Annotated in this window: 18 protein-coding genes; 9 read left to right on the plus strand and 9 right to left on the minus strand. The window is 70.5% G+C overall.

From position 1 onward, the window contains the following. Positions 1-7: 7 nt before the first annotated feature. The 6 genes from AOK24_RS03425 to AOK24_RS52205 all read right to left on the minus strand — a co-directional run bounded on the left by AOK24_RS03425 (position 8) and on the right by AOK24_RS52205 (position 6,467). Entirely contained in the window at positions 8-1,117 is a 1,110-nt protein-coding gene (locus AOK24_RS03425) for a lanthionine synthetase C family protein (protein WP_055718556.1), read from the minus strand. Next, positions 1,117-4,125 (minus strand): lantibiotic dehydratase, encoded by a 3,009-nt coding sequence (locus tag AOK24_RS03430; RefSeq protein ID WP_063799379.1) that lies wholly within the window; start codon positions 4,123-4,125, stop codon positions 1,117-1,119. Before AOK24_RS03430 ends, AOK24_RS03425 begins: the two co-directional genes overlap by 1 nt. A 79-nt stretch (positions 4,126-4,204) precedes the next feature. Further along, complete coding sequence (locus tag AOK24_RS03435) at positions 4,205-4,396, minus strand: FxLD family lanthipeptide (protein WP_055718557.1); 192 nt, start codon at positions 4,394-4,396, stop codon at positions 4,205-4,207. A 68-nt stretch (positions 4,397-4,464) separates the two neighbouring features. After that, positions 4,465-5,712 carry a methyltransferase, FxLD system gene (gene fxlM / locus AOK24_RS03440; protein ID WP_079056661.1) on the minus strand — a complete coding sequence of 416 codons (1,248 nt, stop codon included), beginning with the start codon at positions 5,710-5,712 and terminating at the stop codon, positions 4,465-4,467. Between the two features lie 99 nt (positions 5,713-5,811). Further along, positions 5,812-6,294: an ATP-binding protein gene (locus AOK24_RS44950; RefSeq protein WP_063799380.1), complete on the minus strand. Its 483-nt coding sequence runs from the start codon at positions 6,292-6,294 to the stop codon at positions 5,812-5,814. A gap of 44 nt (positions 6,295-6,338) precedes the next feature. After that, a complete protein-coding gene (locus tag AOK24_RS52205; RefSeq protein WP_276206815.1) occupies positions 6,339-6,467 on the minus strand; it encodes a hypothetical protein in 129 nt (42 codons plus the stop codon). 149 nt (positions 6,468-6,616) lie between these two features. Here AOK24_RS52205 and AOK24_RS03450 point away from each other — a divergent pair, with 149 nt between their 5' ends. Then, a complete protein-coding gene (locus tag AOK24_RS03450; protein ID WP_055718558.1) occupies positions 6,617-7,936 on the plus strand; it encodes an NsdA family TPR-like regulatory protein in 1,320 nt (439 codons plus the stop codon). A 6-nt stretch (positions 7,937-7,942) separates the two neighbouring features. On the opposite strand, the gene AOK24_RS03455 is transcribed toward AOK24_RS03450, so the two are convergent. The 3 genes from AOK24_RS03455 to AOK24_RS03465 form a co-directional block, all read right to left on the minus strand. Next, positions 7,943-8,968: an NAD-dependent epimerase/dehydratase family protein gene (locus tag AOK24_RS03455; RefSeq protein ID WP_055718559.1), complete on the minus strand. Its 1,026-nt coding sequence runs from the start codon at positions 8,966-8,968 to the stop codon at positions 7,943-7,945. A 350-nt stretch (positions 8,969-9,318) separates the two neighbouring features. Further along, entirely contained in the window at positions 9,319-9,840 is a 522-nt protein-coding gene (locus tag AOK24_RS03460; RefSeq protein WP_240553631.1) for a GNAT family N-acetyltransferase, read from the minus strand. A gap of 70 nt (positions 9,841-9,910) precedes the next feature. Next, positions 9,911-10,669, minus strand: coding sequence for a GntR family transcriptional regulator (locus AOK24_RS03465; RefSeq protein WP_055718561.1), 759 nt, complete (start codon positions 10,667-10,669; stop codon positions 9,911-9,913). A 555-nt stretch (positions 10,670-11,224) separates the two neighbouring features. On the opposite strand from AOK24_RS03465, the gene AOK24_RS03470 reads away from it, so the two are divergent. The 8 genes from AOK24_RS03470 (at position 11,225) to AOK24_RS03505 (ending at position 14,724) form a co-directional block, all read left to right on the plus strand. Next, positions 11,225-11,677: a hypothetical protein gene (locus tag AOK24_RS03470; protein WP_055718562.1), complete on the plus strand. Its 453-nt coding sequence runs from the start codon at positions 11,225-11,227 to the stop codon at positions 11,675-11,677. Between the two features lie 109 nt (positions 11,678-11,786). Then, the gene (locus AOK24_RS03475) at positions 11,787-11,978 is read left to right on the plus strand and encodes a hypothetical protein (protein ID WP_055718563.1); all 192 of its coding nucleotides are present in this window, start codon (positions 11,787-11,789) and stop codon (positions 11,976-11,978) included. Between the two features lie 197 nt (positions 11,979-12,175). After that, complete coding sequence (locus tag AOK24_RS03480) at positions 12,176-12,445, plus strand: DUF6284 family protein (protein ID WP_055718564.1); 270 nt, start codon at positions 12,176-12,178, stop codon at positions 12,443-12,445. Further along, positions 12,442-12,909: a Pycsar system effector family protein gene (locus AOK24_RS03485; RefSeq protein ID WP_055718565.1), complete on the plus strand. Its 468-nt coding sequence runs from the start codon at positions 12,442-12,444 to the stop codon at positions 12,907-12,909. The genes AOK24_RS03480 and AOK24_RS03485 overlap by 4 nt, the downstream gene beginning before the upstream one ends. Further along, positions 12,906-13,190, plus strand: a complete 285-nt coding sequence (locus AOK24_RS03490) for a hypothetical protein (RefSeq protein WP_055718566.1) — start codon at positions 12,906-12,908, stop codon at positions 13,188-13,190. The genes AOK24_RS03485 and AOK24_RS03490 overlap by 4 nt, the downstream gene beginning before the upstream one ends. Then, positions 13,187-14,041, plus strand: a complete 855-nt coding sequence (locus tag AOK24_RS03495; protein ID WP_055718567.1) for a hypothetical protein — start codon at positions 13,187-13,189, stop codon at positions 14,039-14,041. Before AOK24_RS03490 ends, AOK24_RS03495 begins: the two co-directional genes overlap by 4 nt. Then, complete coding sequence (locus AOK24_RS03500) at positions 14,041-14,403, plus strand: RRQRL motif-containing zinc-binding protein (protein WP_055718568.1); 363 nt, start codon at positions 14,041-14,043, stop codon at positions 14,401-14,403. The genes AOK24_RS03495 and AOK24_RS03500 overlap by 1 nt, the downstream gene beginning before the upstream one ends. A gap of 3 nt (positions 14,404-14,406) precedes the next feature. Next, positions 14,407-14,724, plus strand: a complete 318-nt coding sequence (locus tag AOK24_RS03505) for a hypothetical protein (protein WP_055718569.1) — start codon at positions 14,407-14,409, stop codon at positions 14,722-14,724. The last annotated feature ends 82 nt before the right edge of the window (positions 14,725-14,806 follow it).

The raw sequence follows: 14,806 nt of genomic DNA on the forward strand, positions 1-14,806 counted from the left end.
GCCCGTGTCAGACGAGGAGCAGACAGGCATCCCAGTCACCGCCCGGAGCCTCGTCCGTCTTGACCCCTTCGAAGGCCAGCGCGGCTCCGGCCGCCCCTTCGAGGAAGCCCGCCTCTGCTGGCACCCCGGCGGCGAGGAAACGCTCGCTGAGCTGCGGAAGGAACCTGGTGAAGGCGGCGGGATCGTCAGCGTCCTGGGCGACGCGTTGGACAGTCCGCAGAAGACCGCCGACGCCGTGGCACAGCCCCTGACCGGTGAGCCTGTCGAGCTGGTGGGTGTCGGCCAGGCCGGACAGGAGAGCCCGTTCGGCCATGCGCTTGCGGTCTGGGTCGCCCAGGGCCAGGGCCGCGAGTTGCTGAGCACGGACGAGTCCGGGAGTGCCGTAGCACCAGGACGGCGTGTCTGAGTGCTGGTGGACCGCCGTGGTCGCGGTTGTCCATCGCGGCCAGTGAACTTTCTGACGGTCGCTCACCCGTATCCGGTCCAGCCACCGGCAGATCCGCCGCATGGCCTCCTCCTGGTCAGGCACGGTGACGCCGCGCAGCTCGGCGAGCGCGAGAAGGGCCAATGGGCCGGTGATGCCGTGGGCGAGTCCGGCGTTGGCGTGGCCGCCTGGGGTGGGTGAGCCGAGTTTTGCGGGGCTGTGGGCCACCCACCAGCCCAGGCGGGTATCGGGAAGCGGCTCGGTCAGGCGCACCAGGTACTCCAGGACCCCTCTCAGCACGTCGGCTTGGCTGTCACCGCGTCGAAGGAGGAGAACACCGAGCCCGGTCAGACCACGGAACAGGTCGTACTCGGCGAAACTTGTCGGCTCGCCACGGTCGATGCGTGCGTGGGCCGCCGTGAGCCGACGCCGGGTGTGCTCGGCGACGATCCGGGCGAGCGCGTGCACAGCACCCGTGTAGCGATCGCTGTCGGCGGCAGCCTGGTGCAGGACGTACGCCATCGCCGGAGCGCCGAGGAACAGGCTCGCCTCGTCACCGTCGATGAGAGGGCCGGTGGCGGCGAGTCGGCTGTGAACGGCTTGCCAGGAGCCGGCGCCGTGGTGAGCGAGTTCGATGTGGTGCAGGACGATGCCGAGTGGGCCATGGGCGAGGGACTGCCGGAATGCGGTCATCACTGTCCTCCTTCGGCGCGTGTCGCCCACGACAAGGCGGCGGCGCGAGCCAGGCGGCGGCAAGTGGCCTCGCCGTCGGGGTCGATGCCGGCGGCCCGGTTGTGGTGCATGTGCAGCAGGGACGGCAGGACTCCGACCGAGTCGGTACCGCAGTCGTCGAGCGCGGTTCGGTAGCTCCCCAAGGCGGCGCGGCGATACGCCCAGGCGGCGACCACGCGCTCCCCGCCCGGGAGCGCGCGCAGGGCGGCGAAGTCGTCGTCCGGAGCGGACAGACGGACTGCCTGCTCCTGGACGGGGCGCGGCACAGTCGTGCCCTCGGCTTTCGGGAACCGCTCGATCAGCCAGCGATTCCCGGCGGCCTGGCTGCCGGTGAAGGCGGCGGCCATGTCCGTGAAACTCGCCGCCGTCACGGCGGGACGCAGGCTCGGCGGTACGCCGAGGGACAGTTGGGCGACGGCGGCAGCGGAGTCGGCGGCGAAGACTAGCTCTGCTGCTTCCAGTACCCGCCCGGTGCCGTAACGGCCGGTCTCGGGCTCGTCGGTGTCCCACTGGATACGGCTGACCAGCCCGGTGTCACGGAGCGCCGCCGCCCAGCCGCTGACGTGCCGCGCGACGCTCCCGAAGTCGTGAGGCAGACGAAGCCGTAGCCGCAGGTGGGTGCCGGTGTCGTCGTATCGCGTGAACCACCACTGCGGCTCGTCGCCTTCCCAGCCCTGGAACAGGTCGGGCAGGTTCGTGGTCAGGATCTCCGGGGTGCGTTCGGGGTGGCAGTAGACCTTCAGGTAGGCCCAGGGCGAGGCGCCGGGCAGCCGTCCGGCGTTCCGGCGCAAGACCGTCGACGCCGGTGTGGGGCGGTTCGCCGGGGGCAGGCCGGAGGCGAACGGCATGGTGATCTCGTGGGTGCGGCCCAGCCAGCCGTACGCCTCTTCCTCGGGTGCCTCGTGCAGGGTCACCGTGCCGGTGCGGGCCAGCTCCATGCGCAGCAACTGCTGGTGAGTGAGGTGGTCCAGGTCGAGCCGGAGGCGTTGGTCGTCGGAGCCGAGGAAGACCGAACGGGGTACGCCGTAGCGGCAGCGCCAGTCGGTGAAGCGGCGCAGCCAGTCGAGTCCGTCGCCGAGTGAGCGCAGGTGCCAGCGGGCGGGCGAGAGAACCGTGCGGCCGGAGCGGATCTCGGGCAGGAACGGCAGGCGTTCGGCCGCTCCCCAGACGAAGGGGGCCAGTACGGCGGCGTGGGAACGATGTACCTCGGTGAGGAAGCGGACCAACGGGTGGGTGGCGTTGGTGAGTTCGACCGCGTTCAGCACCGACGGCTCGATGAACTCTCCGGTGGACAGCGACACGAGGCAGAGCCGCTGGGAGTCCGCCGTCACGGCGAGGTCGTCCAGGTCGAGCGTGGCGGCCGGATCGTGCTCGCCCAGCGAGATCAGGCGTGGGACGACAGCGGGTGCCCTGCTGACGTTCTGGGTGCGCAGGCGTAGCGGTGGGCTGGAGATCTGGGCACGTTCGGCGGTGGCGGTGAGCGTGGGCAGGGCCGCGTACGCGGCTGTCATGCGGTCGCGGTCGGCGGGCTCCAGCATGGTCAGGAAGCGGCCGGTCGTGGTGCCGGCCGACTGGGACAGCCCTGCGAGGCTCAGCCTGAACCTGCCCTGCCGCAAGGCGTCGAGCGAGGGGGCGAGCACGGTGAAGCACAGCTCGACGTGAGCGGGGACCTGTCGGACGTCGCCGACGGAGAGCGCGGCGAGGTCGTCTTCCGTCAGCACGACCTCGCGCACATGGCGGACGGCGGCGTCCTGGGCGAGCGCGAGGAGATGCTCGTCCCGGACAGTGGTGGCCCGGACGGGTCGGTCGAGGACCGAACCTCGGTAGCCGGCCGGGAAACCGAGGCCGATGTCGGGGTCGGTGAGGTCGCGGACGGGTACGAGGGCGCTCATGCTGTAGCGCTCCAGGAAGCGGGCGCGGTAGTCCTGCCAGGCCGGTGGCCCAGCTGGATACGGCGAGATGCGGGCCATGACCTCAAGGGCTCGTTCCGCTTCACGGGCGACCGCAGTGGGCAGGACGACGTCGCAGTCGGGGCGCAGATTCACGACCAGGGTCCGCTCGGTCACGCCCGTCATCGCGGTCATCCGCCGGGTGGCCTCCGCGCGGATCGTCCGCTGCTGGTCGGGCGGTGCGGTGTCGTGCCGGTTCAGGAGATCGTGGACGCGCCGGAGCCGGTCGGCTGTCTCGCGCGCTTCCACGACGTCGAGCTGGGCGACGAGGTGGCCGAGCGCGTCGTCACAGGTCATGGGCGCCCGCAAGGCGGTGAAAAGGATGCCGTGGACGACGAGACCACGCACCATGTCCTCGATCGCGGAGACACTGGCGTCGGGATACCCGGCGCGAAGTTTGGCGACGATGTCTTCGACCGTGATCGGCGTGCGGGAGAGCCGGATCACTTCCTCGGCAGCCGGAGTGCGCCGGAGGATCACCTCGGCAGGCCCGTCTTTTCCCGGCTGATGAGGTACGGCGATCTTGGTGCCCCGTACGACGTGGGTCCTGTCGGCGACGACCGGCAGACGCCGGAGCAGGTCGGGATTCCCCTCCAACGCGGTGACGACCTCGGCGAGCCACTCGGCGTCCGCACGGGCGAAAACCTGATGCCGGGTGCCCCAGTGGGCTCGGGTCCGGTCGCCGAGACGGGCGGGCGCGGGACCGGCGAACAGGCCGAAGGGGGTGGCACGGTGCCGCATTCGCAGCAGATAGCGCACCAGGGAAACGACGGTGCGCCGGACCGTCCGGGGTCTATGGGCACGGTGATCGAGTACGCCGCGCACGGCCTCGGCGAGCAGGGGACTGGCGACCTCGACGGCCGCCGACGTGGCGTCGTCCGCCCAGATCTCGCCGATCCACTCCCGCCAGCGCTCCACGTCCGCAGCGGTGTTGCCGTTCAGGTCGGGCCAGGGAGGCAGCGGGGCCGTGAGGGGTTGCGCGGCTGCTCTGATCAGGATCGCGTCAACGGCTCGGTACATCGCTCTGCCTCCTTCGTGTTCCTGGTGGTGAGGGACGGTGTGGTGAGGGACGGGGCCTGCCCCTCACCACACCGGCTGGTCAGCCGCTGACGCAGGTGCTGTTGGCGCAGGCGGACTGACAGGTCGAGCCGCAGCCGTCGCCGGTGTCGTTCAGAAGACCGGGGACGACCGGGACGGATGCGATGGTCTCGATGTCGAGGTCGAAGTCCGCGTCGGCGCCGGCCACGAAGTCGGTGGCGGCCTTGAGCGCGAAGGTGCCCTGCTGTGGCATGTCGAATTCCTCCTGTACGAGTGAGTGGGACGTGCTGTTGCCTCCCTGGCCGGTGAACGCTCTGCGCGCTACGGCCAGGTGATCAGGACCCGCGTGTGCGGCCGGTCGACGACGCGGCCTGCGGGAAGCCGTGCCTCCGGAGTGCTCGCCGGGTGGATCTCGACCCGCGCGCGGTCCGCGCGGTGTCCGTGATCCCAGTTCTGGATCTCCTCGACCAGGCGCTCGGCAACCTTCCGGCCCCGCGGTCCGTGGCCGACGGCACCGAGCTCGAACCGGTCCGGGTCCTCGGTGCGTCGCACCGTGCGGTAGGCGAAGCTGTCGCCGTCGACGAGCGTGGGCACGCCGAGCGGGGACGCCGAGGCGACCAGGCCGCGTTCACGGGCGGCCGGTGTCGCGGCCAGGAGCGGCAGGTTGTCCAGCGCGGTCGTCAGCCACAGGTCCAGGTGCTCGTTGGACTCATCGCCCGCGAGCGTCACCCCGGACCAGACGTCGGTGCGGGGGCTGCGCAGGGCGGTGCGCAGCGCGTCGGCGTCTGGTTCCGCGTGACCGTCCAGGCGCAGCCCGACTTCCTCGCCCTCGGTGTCGTGGAGGAGGACCAGGCTGACGCGGTTCTCGCCGGCTCCCTGCATGGGCACGAAGCCGCACAGTTCGACACTGTCGCTGACGAGCCGGTCGCCGCGCCGGACGAGCGCGACGGCACGGGTCATGCCGCGCATCCGCAGCGGCACGACGAGCCGTCCGCCTTCGGCAAGCTGGCCGGTCCAGGCGGGCGGGACGTCGGCGGCCTGGACGGTGACGACGATGCGGTCGTACGGGGCGTCCTCGGCCCAGCCGTACTCGCCGTCGGCGGTGACGACGCGGACCTGCCGGCCGTAACCGGCCTCGGTGAGGAACCGCCGGGCGGCCTCGGTCACGTCAGGGTCGATGTCCAGCGTGACGACCCGGCCGGTGGGGCCGACGATCTCCGCGAGGTAGGCGGCGTTGACGCCGCCCGAACCGATCTCCAGCACCCGCATACCGGCACGGAGGTCGGCCTGTTCGAGCTGCATGGCCTGGATGCGGGCGGCGGACACCGAGCTGATCGCCACCCCGTCGGCGTCCTTCTTCGTGATCGCGGCGAACTCCGTCTGGTAGGCCGTCGCCAGGCCCAGTTCCGGGGTGGCCAGGTGCCGGGGGACCTTGCGGAACGCCGCGACGACCTGCGGGCTGCGGGCAGCGCCGAGCTCGATCAGCTCCCGGACCATCGCGTCACGCGACTGCTGCTCCGCCCCAGGGGATTCCTCGGGGTGGGTGATCGTGACGGGGACGTTGTTCACGGCCTCTCTCTTTCTCGGCTCGGTTCGGGCTCCCGGGTGACGGGTACGGGAGCCGTGGCGGGTCTTCGGTTCGCCGGAAGGCGGTTCTCGCGGAAGCGGTCACGGCACGGCTTCCAGAGAAGCGGGGCGGCCGACGTGTGCGGCGGCTCTGGAACTCAACGAGCGGCTGCACCACACCCACTTACCACTGCGGCGCGCTCGCGCACGGCATCCCCAGTCGTCCGAGAGGGCTTCGACCAGTGCTAACCCTCGGCCCGACTCGCTCTCGTCGGACTGCACACACGTGACCGGCAGCCCAGGGGAAGCGTCGGCCACCTCGACGAGGACCACGTCTCCACGCTGCCGCAGGACCATCACGATGGTCCCCTCGCCGTGCTGCGCGGCGTTGGCCACCAGCTCGGACACGATCAGGGTCAGGTCGTCGGCCAGGCTGTGCAGACCCCATGACGTCAGGGTGTCGAGTGCCGTCCTGCGGGCCCTCGCCGCCGCTTGCGGATCGGGCTCCAAGGCGACGGCGATCGCTCGGAGGACACCGCTGGTCGTCTCTCCCTGAAGAGCAGGTGGAGGGCTTTCCTGCATCATGGCGAGACTCCCGGGGGAAGAGACGGACAAGACTGAGCAGAGCCTCAAACCCCATGTGCCTCGGTGGTGTTGATGTCCTCGTGCTCGGTGATGGCGAACAGATTGGGGTCGGTGCGGATGTCTTCGCCATGGCCCAGCGGGTAGCGTCCGGTGCTCTTCCGGGGGAGAGACATCGCGTGCGGGTAGCGTCGAAGTGTCTTCTGCGCCGGGAGTGTTGCGTGCGCGACGGGTGGCGGGATCTCTTTACCTGCGGGGGATTTCGCAGGCCCGCAAGGGCGGCGGCAGGTGGTCAGTGGTCTTCTTTGGCCGAGAGGGGCCGACGATGGATGAACGTCCCAGGACGCTGCTCAAGTCCTTGGTGGCCCAACGCCACTGGCGCTACGGCGACTTCGTGGCCCATTTCGGCCGCACCGCCGAGAAGGTGGTCAAGAAGGGCACCGCGAACCCGACGATCTCCGAGGCACAGTTCCGCCGGTGGACCGCGGGAACCATCCGCACTCTGCCTGGACCGGACGCCTGCCGGGTGCTGGAGGAGATGTTCGGTGTCAGCGCCGCCGCCCTGTTCCAGCCGCCGCCCTCACCCGAGTCACCCGCACCCGCGTTCAGCCTGAAGGACGAGATCGACATGACCGCACGCGACGCATCCAGCGAGGCCGGCGCCGCCGCCTCGGCGTCCATCTCCGACACCACCCTCGACCAACTGCGCGACGATGTCGCCGAACTCGCCCGCCGCTACCACTCATACTCGGCGTTCGAAGTCCTCCAGACGGCACGCAGGCTCAGGGAGGAAGCCGAACAGCACCGGGACCGCACCCAGGTACCCGCCCAGCAGGAGGACCTGCTGATCATCGCCGGCCAAGCCTGCGCGCTGCTGTCCGCCGCAGCCTTCGACCTCGGCTCCCTCGACGGCTCCACCCGGCTCGCCCGTGCAGCCGCGCTGTACGGCGAGACCGCCCGCTTCACACCGCTGCGGGCCTTCGCCGGAGGCGCCCTCGCCTACATCGCCTACTTCTCGGGGCGCCCCGCCGAGGCGGCGCAGATCGCCCAGCGGGCGCAGATGTTCACCGGGCTCGGCGATGTCGCGCACCGTCGTCTGGCTGCTATCGAAGCACGCGCCCACGGTCACCGGGGCGACGCGACGTCGGCCCGGCGAGCGCTTGACGCCTCTCGCGGGGAGGGACGAGGGGAGTTCGACGACCTCCACGACGGCGTTGGAGGGGAGTTCGGGTTCACCGACGAGCGGCTGGCCATGTCCAACAGCTCCACCTGCCTCCTGCTCGGCGACGGAGAGCAGGCCGAGGCCGCGGCCCGCACCGCCCTCGACCTGGTGACCGCCAAACCCGAGGCACTGCGCTCCGCGCGCGTGGTGGGCGGAGCGGCTGCGGACCTCGCCGCGGCCCGCCTGCTGAGCGGAGACCTCGACGGCGCTGCCGATGCCCTCGACCGCGTCTGGATCGTGCCCGGTGAGCAGCGTGCCACCGGCCTCCTGACTCGCACCGCGCGCGTCCGCCGCCAACTGGCCGACGAACGTTTCCGCCGGACACCGCTCGCCGACGAGATCAGCGAGCGGCTGGAACACTTCAGCCGCCTTGCCGCACAGCACCAGCTCGGAGCCGGCGCCGTGGCTGCGCTGGAGAGCTGACCCGTCTTACGGCGCGAACGTCAGGGAAGCGAGAATCTCGGCCTCCTTCTCGGGCGCGAGGCCGTGTTCCGCCCAGCGGGGATGGTCCACGGGACGGCCGTCGCCCCGCAACCACGCCCAGGTGTCCGCGATCGTCTCGGTGAGCGGCCTGCACCGCAGCCCGGCCGCCACCGCCCGGCCTGAATCCACCGACCACACCCCCGCGTGCGTACGCCACAGCGGCAGTTCGGTCCACTGCCGGACCGCGTGCGAGACGAGCACTTCCGGTTCCACCCACACCGGACGACCGTCCGACCCGGTGACGTCGAGGCAGGCGAGCAGGAAGTCCCCGAAGCTCAGCCCCTCGGGATGGGCCACGTTGTAGGCGCCGCCGGTAGCGGCAGCCGCCTGGTCCACGGCGAACACCGCGACGTCGCGTACGTCGACCGGCTGGATGACCCGCGAGGCCGGCGCCGGAGCCAGCACCGGCCCGCCCCGGTCGGCCCGGTTCAGCCACCACGGCAACCGCCCCACGTACTCACCCGGCCCGAGGATGATCCCCGGCCGCAGAAACACCGCCCGCTCGCCGAACGCCTCACTGACCGCCCGTTCCCCACCGGCCTTCTGGAACCCGTACTTGGTGGGCGAGCCGTCCGCGCCGGTATAGCCGAAGGAGGCGTCCGCGTCCGGCGGACACTCCAGCACCTCCGACGACTCGGTCAGCGTCCGGTGCGGCCACCCCGCGTACACCGAAACGGTGGAAACATGCACCCACCGGGAGGCCACATCCCGCAGAGCCTGCGCGTCCAGACGTACGTCACGCGGCGCGAGCTCGGAACTCGACGTGTCGATCACGGCGTCCCACGGGCCGTGTCCGGCCAGCCGGTCGAGATCCGCAACCTCGGTACGGTCGCCCCGCACCGAACGTACCCCCGGCACGTCCTGCCCGGACCGGCCACGGTTGAACGCCGTCACGTCCCAGCCGCGACGCAGGGCCTCCTCCACGACGCTCTTGCCCAGGAACCACGTACCGCCCATGACCAGAATCCTCATGCCCGAGATCCTGCCCTCCGTCTGAGGGCTCCGGTAATACCGCTGTGGACAGAAACCAGGACAACGAAGGCTGAGGCACGTCGAAGGGCCCCACCGCGAGCGGTGGGGCCCTTCGACAACGTGCCCGGTGAGGCACTGGCGGAGGATACGAGATTCGAACTCGTGAGGGGTTGCCCCCAACACGCTTTCCAAGTCTGTTGGACCTGGTCAGAGCATGATCCGTCGCTGTTCAGGGCCGTTCACGCCCGTACTCGCGCGTGGCGCGCGGACCGCCGTGAACGGCTCCGGACGGGGGTGAATGAGACGGAAACTGAGACGGAGCGTACCCGCTCTGACCTGCACGTCGACTCTCACGAGGTGGCGTCTCCGTTCCGTCCGGCCACGTTTCCGTGCCACCGGTAATCGGGGTGTACGTCCAAGAGGTCGTCCGGCATGGCCAGCTCGCCCGCCGGGCGCTGAGCCAGCCATCCCGAAAGCCGGTGGGATGGCGCCTCGGTGCGGACGTGCTTGAAGCCCAATCGCTCGTAGTACGCGTGCAGCTCCGTGTTCGTGCGCCACGTGTCGATGCGCACCCAGGACCGCCCCTCCAACTCCGCGAGGCGGGACATCCAGTCGATGACCCGCGTGCCGAGATGCCGACCGGAAGCGCCGCGCGACACGATCAGCTTGTACATGTAGAGCGCCGATTCGGGCCGGTCGTCGTCCGTCCAGAAGTCGCGGTCGACCTGGCCTCGACTTACGGTCGCGAGCGCCTGGCCGTCGCCGTCGACGACGACCCACGCGCGCCCCTCGTCTATGTTCTTGTGCCACTTCGCGATGGCGCGGTCCCCTGTTTCAGGGTCGCTCCACTGGTCGGTGTCTTTGGTGCGCAACCACGCTTCCGCCTCTGTGCGCAGAGCCATCAAGGCGGGAATGTCCCCCGTTGCCGCTGGTCGAAGGTACTCAGTCCGTGCTGACTTCATAGAGGATCTTGTGCCTGTCTCCGGGGAGGATGGTGACCATGCAGCGGAGGGGGCGACCATCCGCGTCATAGCCCGTTCTGGTGTGCTCTGCGATCGGTGTTGCCGCTGGTAGAGCAAGGATTTCCGCCTCTTGCCGGTTGGGCATTCGGACTGAGATCTCATCTCGGTACTTGGCCTGTACGAGCCCAACCGACGCGAGTATGCCGCCGGGTGCCGAGACGTCGCGGGGTTCCATCAGGGGTGTCCCGACGACCAGTTCCTGAGGGAAGTAGGAGTCTGCGAGAGCGTAGGGCCGGTTGTCCACGTAACGGATGCGCTTCCGCGCCACGGCCAAACCGTTTTCCGGGAGCGCGAGGCATTCGCGCACGTGGGGCGGGGGTTCCACGATGGAGACGGTGATGTCCTGTCGGGGAGTCTTCCCTTCCTCCGCGACGGCGCTCGCCCACTGGTCGCCGGCGGTCTGACCTTCGACCGCGTTGGAGTGACGACTCCGGCTTTCCAGGGTCGTCCAGTTCCACACGACCGGCGGGTAGTCCTCACGGACGTACTTCCCCTGGCCCTGCCCGGTGACGACCAACCCTTCCTCGATCAGAAGCCGCACACCGGCCCGGATCGTCTCGCGGCTGTAGCCGTACTGGCTCATCATCTTCGACTCACTGGGAAGCGCCTCGCCGCCGCCCAACTCGCCGGAGAGGATCTGTTCCCGCAGGTCGTAGGCCACTTCCTGGGACTTGGTCATGCCACGTCGCATAGGCATCGCATCTCTCCTTCTCCAACTCCTCCGTACAAGTTAGACCAGGGGGCTTGACTCTCAAAGCCACCGTCGGGCAATCTCATGTCACGGCACTCCTCCAGACAAGTCGGAGGTTATGTCACGTACGGGCTACCCGTACATGTGTCGCCCGTAGGAAAGCCCTCGTCAGGGGGTGAGTACGAGGGAAGCGCTGGTTGTTTGAGAACTGCATAGGTGGGCCCCGTCTCCCCGAGTCGAAAAGGCGGACCGCACGGCATGGGCCGTGCCCTGTTGTTCCTGCTATCTGCGGGAGGTCGGCATGAGTCGACGACGTATCCGGGTGTCGCCGTGTTGGACCGGCCGGCGGCGCCAGTGCTCCACCCGGGTCCGTGAGCCCAACGCGCGCTCACGGCCGATCCGGTCCACCTCTTCAACCGTCCTCGCAGCGGCTATCGCTGCGCCGGTTGCCTCTCCCGCCCGTGCTGTCCACGCCTTCGGCGTGCCGGTGGCACGGGCGGGTGGGGGAGCTGGAACACCCCTTCTGACCTTGGGAGTTCAGACATGTTCGCAACGCTCATCGCTGTGTTCGGGACGCTCGCGGGAACGGTCGTCGCGGGGCTGATGCAGCATCTGACGGCCGCTCGTACGGCGCGTGCGGCGCTCGCGGAACGGCGTCGTGAGGCGCTGGCGGGTGCGGTTCCGGCGCTGCTGGCCGCGTTGGTCGGTCATCGTGAACAGCAGTACCTGAAGATCGCCGCCCGGCGTGAAGGCCGTGAGGACACCCCGGAGGCCCGCAGCGCGCGGTACGCGGCCCGCTCGGCGGTGACGTCGGCGATGGACACGCTGCACATGGTCACCCGCGACGCGGAGCTTCTGACGCTGGCGCAGGACGCGGTGAACGCCGCGATGGCCGTCGGTGACGCGCCGGAAGGCGAGTTGGACGCGGCGGGTCTGCGGGCGCGCAAGGCCCACACCGCGCTGCGCGAGGCCGGCGCCCGCTACGTCTACGCCTGATCTTGTCCAAGCCATGACAGCCCCGATGGTCGTGATGCCGGGTTCGACTCCCGGCGGGGGCACTCCGGCCACCACCGGCCGGCCCTTTGACCCGAACAGGAGATCTCCCGTGGCGCTCAGCAACGAGGACATCAAGAACATGGCCAAGACCGTCATCGAGTCCGCCGACGGCCCGCTCAACCTCGGTGGCGGACAGCAGATCAACCCCACGTCCGACAACCCGGTGATCATCACCGGCTCGAACACGACCGTCGTCGACGGTGACAACACCGGCGGCATCCGGCTGACCTTCGGTCGCTGACCGTTTCCCGCACCACGGCCCCGGCATCCCGCCGCGAGGGCGCCCGATCGGATCGGGCCCGGGGCACTGCGGCCGTCACCGACGACCGCGCCGCACACATCGCTGTGCGGCCCCTTCTTTCAACGGCGCGCACCCCCGGAGTTGGCCCTCCGGGGGTGCTGTTCGAGCCGTTCAACCCTGGAAGGAACCACGACCCGATGAACACCATTGTGACCGTTGCGGACGCCGTCACGGCGTTCGAGGACTGGATCGAGCCGACCGCCGCCGAGTTGGACGCGGTCGAGGTCGAGATGCCCGTGATCCTGGCGGACGTCGACCTGTTGGACGCGCAGATCATGGTGTTGGACCGCGCGCCGTCCGAGCTGGACGTGCGGCGTATCCGCCGGGCCCGCCGTCGGGCGCTGGCCGCGCGGGTCGCGCTGGTCAACCGCACCGCCGGCGCGACGGTTCCGGGCGGTGCCGCATGAACGCCCCGGAGCCCGGTGCGGCTGTGAAGGCCGTTGAGGCCGCGCACGCCGAGGTGAAGGCGGAGATCACGCGGACGGACACCAAGACCGGGCTGTTGCTGGCGTTCGTCGGCGCGGTCCTGGCGGGTGTGTGGACGGTCGCCAAGGACGTCCCCCTCACCCTCCCCGCCTACGTCGTCGGCGGGTTCGGGGTCACGTTGCTGGTTGCGGCGGCGGGGCTGCTGCTGCGGTCGACGCGTCCGAACCTGCGCGGCCGTCAGGGGTTCCCGTTGTGGGCGACCCTGACCGGTGAGGAGATCACCACCCACTTCGCCGCGCGGGACATGGCGGCGGACGTCGCTGGTCTGTCGCGACTGGCGGTCGTGAAGTTCACGTGCCTGCGCCGCGCGATCGACGTCATGGGCGTCGGGTGCGCGCTGCTGGCCGTGGCCGGTCTGCTCGCCGGGATCGGGGGCGCGCTGTGAGCGGGACGGACGTACAGCTCACTTCCCTGCCCAACCCGGTCGGGGCGTTGCTGCGGGCGGTCCATGACGCGCTGGACATTCCCCTGCCGGGCCTGACCGACGCGGACGAACGCGCGTACGCCAAGTTGTTGCAGCAGCGTTCCATCAGCACCCGGGTGATCCTGGCCTGTGTCCTGGAGAACGGCCACAACGTCGGTACGTCGGCCGAGGCGCTGCGGGCCAGTACGGCGGACATGCCCGTGACCTACACCCCGTGGACGTACGACGGGGGTGCGCGGTGAAGGCCCGTACGGGACTGCCGGCCGTCGGCATGACGGCCGTGTCGATGGTCCTCACCCTCGCCGTGGTGGTGATGTGGCTGGGGTCGGCGATGCCGTGGCCGGTCGCACTGGTCGTCGGCGCGGGCATCGACGGGGGCTGGCTGGCGACCCTCTCCTACGAACGCCGCCTCGCCGCGCAGGGCGACCACAGCCGTGTGGTGACCGGGATCGGGTGGGGGTTCGGGCTGGTCGCGACCGGGGTCCTGGTCGCGCACGCGCTCACCTCCGACTCGTACGTCGGCGCGTGGCTCGCGGTCGCCTGGCTGCCGGTCGGCGCCAAACTGCTGTGGCTGGTCCACGGGCTGTGGGAGCGCACCGCGCTCACCCCCGCCGCCCTGGACACCATCGCGGGTATCCGGCAGGAAGCCCGCGACGAAGCCGCCGTGGCACGCGCCCGGCTGCGGGCCGAAGCGTCCACCGAGGAGACCCGCCTTGAGGCCGTGACGGCGGCGGGGTCACGCGTCGCACGCGTTCAGGCCCGGACCGCCCGCACGCTCGCCGGGGCGTGGTCGACGCTGGAGACGGCCCGCAAGGGCGAGGGCACCGGCAGGGCGCTGACCAGCGTGACGACCCCCGTCACACCCGGCGTCACACCCCGCTGGGAACTCCCCGTCTGGGGACCCACCGACCCCGTGCCCGCCCTGGAAGCGGGCCCGGCGCTGACGGATGACGCGCTCGACGCGCTGGTCGACGCGATCCGTCTCAGCGAGACCCCCGCCCTGTCCTACCGCGAGATGGCCGCACGGTTCCGTGCCGCCGGGCACGCCGCGTCCGAAGTCCGCCTGCGCGCGGCCTGGAAGCGCGTCGCCTGATGGGGACGCTGCCGGTGTACCGGTGGCATCTCGCCCCGGACGGCTACGCCACCCGCCGCCAGTTGCGGGCGGTCGGGCTGCGGCCCGGCGGACAGGACGTCGCCGCTCAGCTCGAACGCCCGCGCCGCCGACGCCCGCCGCTGGTCGCCTACCTGTACCGGGTCGACCTCGCCCGCCCCGTGCGGCCGATGACCCCCGGCATGTGGGAGGCGCACGCCGCGATGATGCGTGCCCGCCGTACCTGCCCCGAGTGCGGCACCGATGCCGGGTACGTCATCCCGCCCACCCTCGGGGCGTGCGTGCCCTGCGCCTTCCCTGCCACCCCCGACACCTTCAACTCCGATTCCCTGAAGGGGACTTGAGTCATGGGCAAGCCCGACACGAAGCGCGTCGACCGTGAGATCGAGTCGACGCGGCGCAAGCTGGAAGCGGTCCGCAACGAGGAGATGTGGCCGCTGACCGGCCCCGAGAAGCGGGCGGTTCTGCGGGCCCTCGCCGGGGGCTCGTACCGCGTGATGCGGGGCAAGGACACCGGCCGTCAGGAGCAGCGCCTGGACACGCTGCTCGTCTCGGTGCAGAGCCGTCTGAACACGGAACTGGCCGCGCTGGAGAAGGCGCGTCAGCGCATCCTCACCGAGCACGCCCAGGCCAACGCCGCCAAGAAGTCCTCCGGCTGGTGGTGACCGTGCCGACCCCCGCCCCGGCGGGACGGTGCCGCGCCGCGCACGGGGTGGGGTCCTCGGCGTGCGCGGCGCGGCACCGTCC

The organism is Streptomyces niveiscabiei (genome assembly GCF_001419795.1).
Classification (GTDB): domain Bacteria; phylum Actinomycetota; class Actinomycetes; order Streptomycetales; family Streptomycetaceae; genus Streptomyces; species Streptomyces niveiscabiei.